9 protein-coding genes are annotated in these 12,554 nt (G+C 72.2%); 3 read left to right on the top strand and 6 right to left on the bottom strand.

Annotation, left to right across the window (positions count from 1 at the left end):
* Positions 1–79 precede the first annotated feature (79 nt).
* Together dxs and ACT2CW_RS33285 are read left to right on the top strand one after the other, a co-directional pair.
* A complete protein-coding gene (dxs, locus tag ACT2CW_RS33290; protein ID WP_445519287.1) occupies positions 80–2,044 on the top strand; it encodes a 1-deoxy-D-xylulose-5-phosphate synthase in 1,965 nt (654 codons plus the stop codon).
* Between the two features lie 257 nt (positions 2,045–2,301).
* Positions 2,302–3,774 carry an amino acid permease gene (locus tag ACT2CW_RS33285; protein ID WP_445519386.1) on the top strand — a complete coding sequence of 491 codons (1,473 nt, stop codon included), beginning with the start codon at positions 2,302–2,304 and terminating at the stop codon, positions 3,772–3,774.
* Between the two features lie 472 nt (positions 3,775–4,246).
* On the opposite strand, the gene ACT2CW_RS33280 is transcribed toward ACT2CW_RS33285, so the two are convergent.
* Positions 4,247–4,657 (bottom strand): NTP pyrophosphohydrolase, encoded by a 411-nt coding sequence (locus ACT2CW_RS33280; RefSeq protein ID WP_445519385.1) that lies wholly within the window; start codon positions 4,655–4,657, stop codon positions 4,247–4,249.
* A gap of 70 nt (positions 4,658–4,727) precedes the next feature.
* Between ACT2CW_RS33280 and ACT2CW_RS33275 the strand changes: the two genes are divergently transcribed.
* Positions 4,728–5,783 (top strand): hypothetical protein, encoded by a 1,056-nt coding sequence (locus tag ACT2CW_RS33275; RefSeq protein ID WP_445519286.1) that lies wholly within the window; start codon positions 4,728–4,730, stop codon positions 5,781–5,783.
* Positions 5,784–5,988: 205 nt separating this feature from the next.
* Here the strand turns inward: ACT2CW_RS33275 and ACT2CW_RS33270 are convergent, their stop codons facing one another.
* The 5 genes from ACT2CW_RS33270 to ACT2CW_RS33250 form a co-directional block, all read right to left on the bottom strand.
* The gene (locus ACT2CW_RS33270) at positions 5,989–8,118 is read right to left on the bottom strand and encodes a 3-hydroxyacyl-CoA dehydrogenase NAD-binding domain-containing protein (RefSeq protein ID WP_445519285.1); all 2,130 of its coding nucleotides are present in this window, start codon (positions 8,116–8,118) and stop codon (positions 5,989–5,991) included.
* A complete protein-coding gene (locus ACT2CW_RS33265; protein WP_445519284.1) occupies positions 8,115–9,332 on the bottom strand; it encodes a thiolase family protein in 1,218 nt (405 codons plus the stop codon). Before ACT2CW_RS33265 ends, ACT2CW_RS33270 begins: the two co-directional genes overlap by 4 nt.
* Positions 9,333–9,500: 168 nt before the next feature.
* Positions 9,501–10,778 carry a ribonuclease D gene (locus ACT2CW_RS33260; protein WP_164430058.1) on the bottom strand — a complete coding sequence of 426 codons (1,278 nt, stop codon included), beginning with the start codon at positions 10,776–10,778 and terminating at the stop codon, positions 9,501–9,503.
* 114 nt (positions 10,779–10,892) lie between these two features.
* Entirely contained in the window at positions 10,893–11,552 is a 660-nt protein-coding gene (locus tag ACT2CW_RS33255) for a response regulator transcription factor (RefSeq protein WP_014175686.1), read from the bottom strand.
* Positions 11,553–11,736: 184 nt separating this feature from the next.
* Positions 11,737–12,468: a DUF3000 domain-containing protein gene (locus tag ACT2CW_RS33250; RefSeq protein WP_164430060.1), complete on the bottom strand. Its 732-nt coding sequence runs from the start codon at positions 12,466–12,468 to the stop codon at positions 11,737–11,739.
* Between the last annotated feature and the right edge of the window lie 86 nt (positions 12,469–12,554).

Here is a 12,554-nt window from a genome sequence, read left to right as displayed (position 1 = left end):
AGGTCTGCGCCCGAGGGCGGAACATTAGACTCGGGCGGACGGCAAGCTCCATGGAGACGCTCGAAGCAAGGAGGCACGGGTGCTGCTGACCCGCATCACGGGACCGCGCGATCTGGACCGGCTCACTCCGGAGGAGCTGGACCAGCTGGCCGCGGAGATCCGCTCCTTCCTCGTCGACGCCGTCTCCAAGACCGGTGGCCATCTCGGCCCCAACCTCGGCGTGGTGGAGCTGACCATCGCCCTGCACCGGGTCTTCGACTCGCCCCGGGACAAGGTGCTGCTGGACACCGGCCACCAGTCCTATGTGCACAAGCTGCTCACCGGCCGCCAGGACTTCTCCAAGCTCAAGAGCAAGGGTGGTTTGTCCGGTTATCCCTCGCGCGCCGAGTCCGAGCACGACGTCATCGAGAACAGCCACGCCTCGACCGTCCTCGGCTGGGCCGAGGGCCTCGCCAAGGCCAATGAGCTGCTCGGCAAGCAGGACCATGTGGTCGCCGTGATCGGCGACGGGGCGCTCACCGGCGGTATGGCCTGGGAGGCGCTCAACAACATCGCCGCCGCCAAGAACCGCCCGCTGGTCATCGTCGTCAACGACAACGAGCGCTCCTACGGCCCGACCATCGGCGGCCTGGCCAACCACCTCGCCACCCTGCGCACCACCGACGGCTACGAGCGCTTCCTGGCCCGCGGCAAGGACCTGCTGGAGCGCACCCCGGTCGTCGGCAGGCCGCTGTACGAGACGCTGCACGGGGCCAAGAAGGGGCTGAAGGACTTCATCACCCCGCAGGGCATGTTCGAGGACCTGGGGCTCAAGTACGTCGGCCCGATCGACGGCCATGACATCGAGGCGCTGGAGTCGGCGCTTCAGCGGGCGAAGCGTTTCGGCGGCCCGGTCATCGTGCACTGCCTCACCGAGAAGGGCCGCGGCTACCAGCCCGCCCTCCAGGACGAGGCGGACCGCTTCCACGCCGTCGGCAAGATCCACCCGGACACCGGGCTGCCGATCTCGGCCTCCGGCGCCGACTGGACCTCGGTCTTCGGCGAGGAGATGGTCAAGCTCGGCGAGGAGCGCGAGGACATCGTCGCGATCACGGCGGCCATGCTGCACCCGGTGGGGCTCACCGAGTTCGCCAAGCGCTTCCCGGACCGGGTCTACGACGTGGGCATCGCCGAGCAGCACGCGGCCGTCTCGGCGGCGGGCCTGGCCACCGGCGGTGTGCACCCGGTCTTCGCGGTCTACGCCACCTTCCTCAACCGCGCCTTCGACCAGGTCCTGATGGACGTGGCCCTGCACAAGTGCGGGGTCACCTTCGTCCTGGACCGCGCCGGTATCACCGGGACCGACGGGGCCTCGCACAACGGCATGTGGGACATGTCGCTGCTCCAGGTCGTCCCCGGCCTGCGGATCGCCGCCCCGCGCGACGCCGACCAGGTCCGCGCCCAGCTGCGCGAGGCCGTGGCGGTGGAGGACGCGCCGACCGTGGTGCGCTACTCCAAGGGCGCGGTGGGCCCGGCGGTCGCGGCCGTCGGCAGGATCGGCGGCATGGACGTACTGCGGGAGCCCGCGGCCGCCGACCGCGAGCGGCCCGATGTGCTGCTGGTCTCGGTGGGCGCGCTGGCCCCGATGTGCCTGGAGGTCGCCGACCTTCTCGACAAACAGGGCATTTCCACAACGGTCGTGGACCCCCGCTGGGTCAAGCCGGTGGACGAGGAGCTGCCCGCCCTCGCCGAGCGCCACCGCGTCGTCGTCACCGTCGAGGACAACAGCCGGGTCGGCGGTGTGGGCTCCGCCGTCGCCCAGGCGCTGCGCGACTCGGGCGTCGACATGCCGGTGCGCGACTTCGGCATCCCGCCCCGCTTCCTCGACCATGCCTCCCGTAAGGAGGTCATGGCCGAGATCGGGCTGACCGCGCCGGACATCGCCCGGCAGGTCACCGGGCTGGTCGCCAGGATCGGCGGCCGCTACGGACACGAGTCCGCGGCCGCGGACTCCCAGGGCGCCGATGTGACCCGGCCGACGACGGCCGAGCCGGTGCGCGACTGAGTCACTGCGGCTGAGCGACCGCGGCTGAGCCACCGCCCCTTTCCGTCTGGGTCGGCCGGAGCGCTTCCTGCTCCGACCGGCCCAGCGTGCGTCGCACCGCCCGCCCCCATCGGGTGAATCGGGGACGGCCCTGAGCGTGCATACCTCGCCGCCGATCGGTAACCAGAACCATGAACCGCACGGCAGGCGTGGAGGTGGCACCGGTGAGCGTTGACGAACCAGGCGGAGGCACCGGAGGCAGAGTCCGGCCGCGCTACCTGCGGACGAAGAGCATCGAGCAGTCCATCCAGGACACCGAGGAGCCCGAGCACACCCTCACCCGGTCCCTGTCCGTCCTGGACCTCACGGTCTTCGGCGTCGGTGTCATCATCGGCACCGGCATCTTCGTGCTCACCGGCTCGGTCGCCAAGGAGCAGGCGGGGCCCGCCACCGCGCTGTCCTTCGTGGCCGCCGGGGTGGCCTGCGCCCTGGCCGCGCTGTGCTACGCCGAGTTCGCCTCGACGGTCCCGGTCGCGGGGTCCGCGTACACCTTCTCGTACGCCTCGCTCGGCGAGCTGCCCGCCTGGATCATCGGCTGGGACCTGGTGCTGGAGTTCGCGCTGGCCTGTGCCGTGGTCTCGGTGGGCTGGTCGGGGTACATCCGCTCACTGCTGGACAACGCCGGATGGCATCTGCCCGACGCCCTGTCCGGGCCCGAGGCGGCGCACGGCTTCTCCTTCGACCTGCTGGCCTTCCTGCTGGTCCTGGTGATCACCGCGATCCTGGTCTTCGGCATGAAGCTCTCCGCGCGGGTCACCGCCGCGGTGGTCGCGATCAAGGTGGCCGTGGTGCTGCTCGTCATCATCGCGGGCGCCTTCTTCATCCACCCGGAGAACTACCACCCCTTCGTCCCCGAGGCCCAGGGCACGGTCTCCGGCTCGGGGCTGAAGGCGCCGCTGATCCAGCTGATGTTCGGTTACGAACCGACGACCTTCGGCGTCCAGGGCATCTTCACCGGCGCCGCCGTGGTCTTCTTCGCCTTCATCGGCTTCGACATCGTGGCGACCGCGGCGGAGGAGACCCGGAATCCGCAGCGGGACATGCCCCGCGGCATCCTGGGCTCGCTGTTCATCTGCACGGTGCTGTACGTCGCGGTGTCCATCGTGGTCACCGGCATGCAGAAGTACACCAAGCTGTCGGTGGATGCCCCGCTCGCCGACGCCTTCAAGGCGACCGGCCATCCGTTCTACGCGGGCCTCATCAGCTTCGGCGCCGCCGTCGGGCTCACCACCGTGTCCATGATCCTGCTGCTCGGCCAGAGCCGGGTGTTCTTCGCGATGAGCCGCGACGGGCTGCTGCCCAGGGTCTTCTCCCGGGTGCATCCGCGCTTCGGCACGCCGTACCGCTCGACGATCCTGCTGGGCGTGGTCATCGCCGTGGTGGCCGGGTTCACCTCCATCTCCGAGCTGGCGGCTCTGGTGAACATCGGCACGCTCTTCGCCTTCGTCGTGGTCGCGCTGGGCGTCATCATCCTCCGCCGCACCCGCCCCGACCTGCCCCGCGCCTTCCGCACCCCCTGGGTGCCGGTGCTGCCGATCCTGTCGGTGGCCGCGTCGCTGTGGCTGATGCTCAACCTGCCCGCGGAGACCTGGGTGCGGTTCGGGGTGTGGATGGTCATCGGCTTCCTCGTCTACTTCCTCTACGGGCGCCGCCACAGCCGGGTGAGCGAGGCGGGAACGCGCACGGGGTAGGTGCCCGCGGATTGTTCCCGCTACCAGGGGCTCCGCCCCTGGACCCCGGCGGTCAGCGCCGGGGCGGCGGATGACCGGGTGGACCCCCGCGCACATCCGAGTCGCCCGGCTGAAGTGCGGGGCGGAGCCCCGGGTTCGCTCCGCCCCTGGCCCCCGGGAGGCGACGACGAGCCGATGGTCGCCGGGGTCAGCTCGTCGGCCGGGCCACCTGGGGTGGGGCCGGGGCTGGGGTGGAGCTCCAGTTGTGGGAAGGGGCGGGGAGGGGAATGGCTCGCCGCAGGCGGCACGGTCCGGCGGATGCCTGGCCACCGCCTGACCGGCTCCAAGCGCTCCGCGGGAAGTGCCGCGATACGTCGTCGGCCGACTGCGGCGCCGCCGTGGCTGGTCCCCCACGCGGCGGAGCCGCATATCGACACAGCCCCGCGCCCCTTCGGGGCGCTGCCCGAACCGTAGTGGACTTCCTCCGACCTGCTCAGGGCGAGCCGTTCGGGCGGACCGAGCGGGGGCCCGTCGTCTGCGCGCCCAGCGCCGTGACCCGGGCCCGCAGTTCCTGGTCCGCCGTCACCACCAGGCAGGGGCGGCCCTCCTCGCGGGCCGCCGCCACCACCGCCACGATGTGGTCGTCGCCGCTGCCCGGCGCGGACTCCACCCGTACGCCCGCCACCGGCTCGACGCCCCGCGCCGGGCCCTCGACCACCATCACGATGTCCACCGGAGGGACGGTGGCCCAGCCGGGCACGCCCGGCCGGTCGGGGAGCCCGGTCCCGGCGAGGACGGCCAGCCGGTCGCGGAGTCGCTCGGCGGCGCCGCGCCGGTCGCGCCACCAGCCGTCCGGAACCGAGCCGACCACATTGGCGGCGTCCACGACCACAACCCCATCCATAGTCAAGGCAAATTACTATGGACATCGTTCGATTAGGTGGACCGGCTCGGGGAAGGGTTGGCAGCGGGCCATGGCGTTGCGGTTGCTCCGCGGCAAGGACGGCAGGCTCACGGCCTACGCACCGGTGACGGGCGGTGTCGCCCGCTGGACCGAGGACCGCCCCGGAGGGGCGGAGTGGTCGGGGCCGTGGTTGATCGAGGTGTCCGGCCGCCTGGCCGGGCTGACCGTCGTTCAGAGTCCCGAGGGCTATGCCCATCTGGTGGGACTTCGGCACCGGCCGGGCGGCGCCGGGGAACCGGCGCGCGTGGACATCGTCCACGCCACCCAGTTCCAGTCCGGCCGCCCGCTGACGGCGTGGCACTCGCTGGGCACCCCGCATCCCAAGGACGCCCGCAAGGCCGAGCGGACCGGCCCGCCGGCCGCGGCGGTGGACTCCACCGGCGCGCTCCGCGTCTTCGTGCGCAACGCCGGGGGCGGGGTGAGCGCGCGGCGACAGGACCCCAAGGGCACCTGGGAGCGCTGGACCGACTGGAAGGGCACGCACGTACTGGGCGGCATGTCGGCGGCCGCGACCGCCGACGGCCGTCTCGAACTGCTGGCCCCGGCCGGGAAGGGCACCGCGCTGCGCTGGTACCAGCCCAAGCCGGGCGCCGCCCCCAAGCGGGGCGAGGACGTCCCCGCCGACGCCCGGCCGGATTCGGCGTCCATGGTGGAGAGCAGCCCCGGCACCCTCACCCACTACTGGCGGGACGCCGGCAGCGGTGAGGTCATGGCCTGGCGGCCGGACTCCCCGGCCCCCGCGCCGCTGGGCGGGGCCACGGGCACCGGCCCGGTCGCCGTGGTGCGCGCCACGGTGGACGGTCACGACTGCACCGTCCTGGCCCACCAGGACCGCGCGGCCGGCGGGCTGGCCGTCGCCGCCCACCCCTGCGAGGACGAGGCGGCGGGGGTGTGGTGGACGCCCTCGGGCGAGCAGGGCGCCCACACCCCGGCCCTGGCGCTGGACGGCCAGGGCCGAGTCGTACTGGCCGCGCTGGCGCTGGACGGAAAGCTCCTGGTGGCCCGTCAGAAGACCGACGAGCGCGGGCTGGCACTTGGGGCCTGGACCCGCGTGGGAAGCGGCTGAGCGGCGCCACAGCCCGGCTGAGGGCCCGTTCGACGTCGCGGCCCCACGCCCGGGGAAGGCGCCGCCGGTGGGGCCCCGGAACGGGCGGGCAAGCCCCAGAACGGATGGGCAGGCCCCCGAACGGGCGGGCAGGACCCCGAACGCCCAAGTGCCGGGGGGGGGCTTTCCCCCCCCCGGCACCCGGGTATGTCACGCGCCGCCGACGCTACGCGGGAACGCTCGCCACGCCCTGCGCCAGGAACGTCTTCCCGTTCACCCGCTCCGAGACGCCCTCGCGGTCCAGGTACGGCGTGATGCCGCCCAGGTGGAAGGGCCAGCCCGCGCCGGTGATCAGGCACAGGTCGATGTCCTGCGCCTCGGCGACGACGCCCTCCTCGAGCATCAGCCCGATCTCCTGCGCGACCGCGTCCAGCACCCGGGCGCGCACCTGCTCCTCGGTGAGGACGGTGTCGCCCTGCTGGAGCAGCTCGGCGACCTCCGGGTCCAGCTTCGGCTCCCCGGAGTCGTGGACGTAGAAGCCGCGCTTGCCCGCCTCGACCACGCGCCTGAGGTTCTCCGAGACCGTGAAGCGGTCCGGGAACGCGCCGTGCAGGGTCTCCGAGACGTGCAGGCCGATCGCCGGGCCGACCAGCTCCAGCAGCACCAGCGGGGACATCGGCAGGCCCAGCGGCTCGATGGCGCGCTCGGCGACGTCCACCGGGGTGCCCTCGTCGATCACGTTCTGGATCTCGCCCATGAAGCGGGTCAGGATCCGGTTGACCACGAACGCCGGGGCGTCCTTGACCAGGACGGCGGTCTTCTTCAGCTTCTTGGCCACGCCGAAGGCCGTGGCCAGCGACGCGTCATCGGTCTTCTCACCGCGGACGATCTCCAGCAGCGGCAGGATCGCGACCGGGTTGAAGAAGTGGAAGCCCACGACCCGCTCGGGGTGCTTGAGCTGGGACGCCATCTCGGAGACCGACAGCGAGGAGGTGTTGGTGGCGAGGATGGCGTGCTCCGGCACGACCGCCTCGACCTCGGCGAACACCTTCTGCTTGACGCCCATCTCCTCGAAGACGGCCTCGATGACGAAGTCGGCGTCGGAGAACGCGGCGGCCTTGTCCAGCGAACCGGTCACCGCGGCCTTGAGGCGGTTGGCCTTGTCCTGGTTGATCCGGCCCTTGAGTAGCAGCTTGTCGATCTCGCCGTGGACATAGCCCACGCCCTTGTCGACCCGCTCCTGGTCGATGTCGGTCAGTACGACCGGCACCTCGAGACGCCGCGCGAACAGCAGCGCCAGCTGCGAGGCCATCAGACCGGCGCCCACGACGCCCACCTTGGAGACCGGGCGCGCCAGCGACTTGTCCGGGGCGCCGGCGGGGCGCTTGCCGCGCTTCTGCACCAGGTTGAAGGCGTAGATGCCGCTGCGCAGCTCGCTGCCCATGATCAGGTCGGCGAGCGCCTTCTCCTCGGCCTCGTAGCCGCGGGCGAGGTCGCCGTTGCGCGCCGCGTCGATGATCTCCAGCGCGCGGTAGGCGGCCGGGGCCGCCCCGTGCACCTTGCCGTCGGCGATGGCGCGGCCGCGCACCACGGCCTCGTGCCAGGCGTCGCCGCGGTCGATCTCGGGCCGTACGACCTCGATCTCGCCCTTGAGGACGGCGGCGGTCCAGATCAGCGACTGCTCCAGGAAGTCCGCGCCCTCGAAGATCGCGTCGGCGATCCCGAGCTCGTAGACCTGCTCGCCCTTGAGCTGCTTGTTCTGGTTGAGCGAGTTCTCGATGATGACCGAGACCGCGCGGTCGGCGCCGATCAGGTTCGGCAGCAGGGTGCAGCCGCCCCAGCCGGGCACCAGGCCGAGGAACACCTCGGGCAGCGAGAAAGCGGGCAGCGCCGCGGAGACGGTGCGGTAGGAGCAGTGCAGCCCGACCTCGACCCCGCCGCCCATGGCCGCGCCGTTGTAGTACGCGAAGGTGGGCACGGCGAGCGCCGACAGCCGCTTGAAGACGTCATGGCCGCCCTTGCCGATGGCCAGCGCGTCCTCATGGCGCTTCAGCAGCTCCACGCCCTTGAGGTCGGCGCCCACGGCGAAGATGAACGGCTTGCCGGTGATGCCGACACCGGTGATCTCGCCGTCCGCGGCCTCCTTCTCGACCTGGTCGATCGCCGTGTTGAGGTTGGCGAGCGAGGCCGGGCCGAAGGTGGTGGGCTTGGTGTGGTCCAGGCCGTTGTCCAGCGTGATGAGCGCGAAGCGGCCCGCGCCCTGGGGGAGATCGAGGTGGCGGACATGCGCCTGCGTCACGACCTCGCCCGGGAAGAGCTCTGCCGCTCCCTTGAGAAGCTCTGCGGTGTTGGTCACTTGTTCCCCTCGAAGTGCGGGTTCTCCCAGATCACGGTGCCACCCATGCCGAAGCCGATGCACATCGTCGTGATGCCGTAGCGGACCTCGGGGCGCTCCTCGAACTGCCGTGCGAGCTGCGTCATCAGGCGGACACCGGAGGAGGCCAGCGGATGGCCGAAGGCGATCGCGCCGCCGTACTGGTTGACGCGCTCGTCGTCGTCCGCGATGCCGTAGTGGTCCAGGAACGACAGGACCTGGACGGCGAACGCCTCGTTGATCTCGAACAGGCCGATGTCCTCGATGGACAGACCGGCCTTCGCCAGGGCCTTCTTGGTGGCCGGGACCGGGCCGTAGCCCATCACCTCGGGCTCGACGCCCGCGAAGGCGAACGAGACCAGGCGCATCCTGACCGGCAGGCCCAGCTCCCGGGCGAAGTCCTCGGAGGCGATCAGCGAGGCGGTGGCGCCGTCGTTGAGCCCCGCGGAGTTACCGGCCGTGACCCGGCCGTGCGGGCGGAACGGGGTCTTCAGCGCCGCCAGGCCCTCCAGCGTGGTGCCCGGGCGCATCGGCTCGTCGGCGGTCGCCAGGCCCCAGCCGGTCTCGCCGCCCTCGGGCGAGGTGCGGCGCACCGAGATCGGCACCAGGTCCTGCTGGATCTTGCCGTTGGCGTACGCCTTGGCGGCCTTCTCCTGGCTGCGCACCGCGAACTCGTCGGCGCGCTGCTTGGAGATGTGCGGCAGCCGGTCGTGGAGGTTCTCCGCCGTCATGCCCATGAACAGGGCCGACTCGTCGACCAGCTTCTCCGAGACGAAGCGCGGGTTGGGGTCGACGGACTCGCCCATGGGGTGGCGGCCCATGTGCTCGACACCGCCCGCGACCACGGCGTCGTAGGCACCGAAGGAGATGGATCCGGCGGTGGTGGTCACGGCCGTCATCGCACCGGCACACATCCGGTCGATGGCGTAGCCGGGGACCGACTGGGGCAGCCCGGCCAGGATGCCCGCGGTGCGGCCGATGGTCAGGCCCTGGTCGCCGATCTGCGTCGTCGCGGCGATGGCCACCTCGTCGATGCGCTCCGGCGGCAGATCCGGGTTGCGGCGCAGCAGCTCCCGGATGCACTTGACGACCAGGTCGTCGGCGCGGGTCTCGTGGTAGATGCCCTTCGGGCCCGCCTTGCCGAATGGGGTCCGGACGCCGTCGACGAAGACGACGTCCCTAGCGGTACGAGGCACGTTGGCTCTCCTCCAGGTGCGGGATGGCACTGCTGCGGGCACGCCGGGGGCGCGCCGTCACACCCTCATGCTACTTATGAGTAACCAGGCTGCCCAGTCCCCACCACCGGAGGGTTGAAGGTCACAGCCGCGGACCGGCGGCGGGGCCGCCGGTCCACGCGCGTCACATCACGCCGGGGGCGTCAGCAAGGCGGCCGTCAGGACCGGGGTCACCTGGTCGATCTGCCAGGGGCGGGCGCCGTGACCTGCGAGAACGGAGGCGATCGCATCCGTGGTCGGCTCGGCGGGCGGCTCCCAGCACAGCCGCCGGACGGTGTCCGGGGCGATCAGGTTCTCCTGCGGAAGATTCAGCTGTTCGGCCAGTTGGGTGACGGCCGCACGCGCCGCGGAGAGCCGCGCCGCGGCCACCGGGTCCTTGTCGGCCCACGCCCGGGGCGGGGGCGGACCGGCCACCGGCTGGCCCGGCTGGGGCAGGTCCGCCTCCGGCAGCGCCCGCGCCCGGTCCACCGCGGCCTGCCACTGCTCCAGCTGGCGCCGGTTCATCCGATGGCCGAAACCGTTCAGCGCGGCCAGTGCCCGGACGTCTGCCGGCAGGGCCAGCGCGGCCTCCACGATGGCCGCGTCGCCCAGCACCTTGCCCGGTGAGACATCGCGGCGCTGGGCGATCCGGTCCCGGGCCGTCCACAGCTCGCGCACCACGGCCATCTGCCGGCGCCGCCGGACCTTGTGCATCCCCGACGTCCGCCGCCAGGGGTCCTTGCGCGGCGGGGCGGGCGGGGCCGCGGCGATCGCCGCGAACTCCTGGTGCGCCCACTCCAGCTTGTCCTGCCGCTCCAGCTCCTCCTCCAGCGCGTCGCGCAGGTCCACCAGCAGCTCGACGTCGAGCGCGGCGTAGTGCAGCCAGGGCTCGGGCAGCGGGCGGGTGGACCAGTCCACGGCGGAGTGGCCCTTCTCCAGGGCGTATCCGAGGATGTTCTCGACCATGGCGCCGAGCCCCACCCGGGCGAACCCGGCCAGCCGACCGGCGAGTTCGGTGTCGAAGATCCGGGCCGGGACCATGCCTATGTCCCGCAGGCAGGGCAGATCCTGGGTCGCGGCGTGCAGGACCCATTCGGCGTCGGCGATCGCGGCGCCCAGACCCGAGAGGTCGGGGCAGCCGACGGGGTCGATCAGTGCGGTCCCCGCTCCGGCCCGGCGCAGCTGGACCAGATAGGCCCGCTGTCCGTAGCGGTAGCCGGAGGCGCGCTCGGCATCGACGGCCACCGGGCCGTGGCCGGCGGCGAAGGTCGCGATGACCTCGGCCAGCGTGTCCGCGTCCGCGGTGACGGGCGGGATGCCCTCGCGCGGCTCCAGCAAGGGGACCGGCGCCGGGGGGAGGTCGTCCGGAGGAGCGCCCCCGGTGGTTCGCAGTGTCGTCTCTGCTGCGGTCTCTTGGGCGTCGGTCACCTGTCAAGGGTAGCTGTGTGCGGGGAGTACACAGGGCGCCCGTCGACGGAACGTTCCGTCGACGGGCGCGGGGGGTGGTGGGCGGCGGCGTGGCGGCCGCGCGGGCGGTACGGCTCAGTGGATGATTCCGGTCCGCAGCGCGACCGCGACCATTCCCGCCCGGTCCCCGGTACCCAGCTTGCGGGCGATCCGGGCGAGGTGACTCTTGACGGTGAGCGCGGACAGGCCCATCGAGACGCCGATGGCCTTGTTGGACTGGCCCTCCGCAACCAGCCTCAGCACCTCGACCTCGCGGCCCGACAGCTCCCGGTAGCCGCCCGGGTGGCCGGGGGCGCCCGGCGGGCGGCGGTGCATCCGGGCGGCGGCGCCGAGCGGGGCGGCGCCGGGGCGGCCCGGGATGCCGAGGTTGGTGCGGGTGCCGGTGACGACATAGCCCTTGACGCCGCCGGCCAGTGCGTTCCGTACGGCGCCGATGTCATCGGCGGCGGACAGGGCCAGCCCGTTGGGCCAGCCCGCGGCGCGGGTCTCGGACAGCAGGGTGAGGCCGGAGCCGTCGGGGAGGTGGACATCGGCCACGCAGATGTCGCGCGGATTCCCGATGCGGGGACGAGCCTCCGCGATGGACGACGCCTCGATGACGTCGCGCACCCCGAGGGCCCAGAGGTGGCGGGTGACGGTGGAACGAACGCGGGGGTCGGCAACGACCACCATGGCCGTCGGCTTGTTCGGGCGGTAGGCGACCAGGCTGGACGGTTGCTCGAGGAGAACAGACACCAGGTCCTCCTGGGGAAGTGGTGGGACGGGTCACCACGTCCTTCGGCACCGATACGGCCGGGCTTTAGAGAATGATCACGATTTGGTGAGTAACAATTCGGGCAATTAGGACGACTGATCGATCGCAGCTGGTCTTTTTCGGGACATCCGAGGGTTCGGCATCTTTTTCAGGACATCCCGAAGCTCAGCGCGCCTGGGGTCCCCTCCGCTGTGGCAGCGAGACGACCCCCGCCTCCGTGGCGCCGGCCGGGGGCAGGCCTGCGATCTGGCACAGGAGGTCGCACCACGCGGCCAGGTGTCCCGCGGTGTCCGGCACGCCCAGCCGTTCGGCGCCGCCCTCTCCCGTCGGCTCCGGGCGACGCGGGCCGGGGTGGGCCGGTTCGGGGGGCGGGTGCTCGGACGGGGTCCAGGAGGCCCGGATCTCGATCCGGGTGGACGGCTCCCGCTCGCCCATCGCGCCGAAGTAGTGCGAGCTCGCCCGGGTGACCGTGCCGCTGGGCTCCCCGTAGGGCAGCCCGCGTGCCTCCAGTGCGCCGGTGAGCCACGACCAGCACACCTCGGGCAGCAACGGATCCGCCGCGATCTCCGGCTCCAGGTCCGCGTGGACCAGCGTCACCAGGCGGAAGGTGCCGCGCCAGGAGTCGTGCCCGGCCGGGTCGTGCAGCAGGATCAGCCGCCCCTCGGCCAGCTCCTCGTCATCGCCCGCCGCGCCGGTGACCACCGCCTCCAGCGCGTACGAGTAGGGTGCGAGCCGACGCGGGGGTGGGGTCGGATCGAGCTCCACCTCCGGCCGCACCCGCACACCGCGCAGCGCGGTGACGGCATGCCGGAAGGCGGGAGGAGTGTCCTCACCGCCCGCGTCCGTGCCGTCAGGGCCGTCAGCACCGTTCGAGAGGTGTCCTTGAACCGCTGCCATGCCCGGAAGACTAGGCGCACTGAGGGCCCTAACCGGGGAGGAACACCCGGGTTGGCGGGTCACTCGTTCGGCCCGTGCGAAAATCT

The sequence above is a fragment of the Streptomyces sp. NEAU-174 genome, assembly GCF_052665095.1.
The sequence above is the reverse complement of the archived record's forward strand: the minus strand, read 5'-3'. Positions and strand labels throughout refer to the sequence as shown.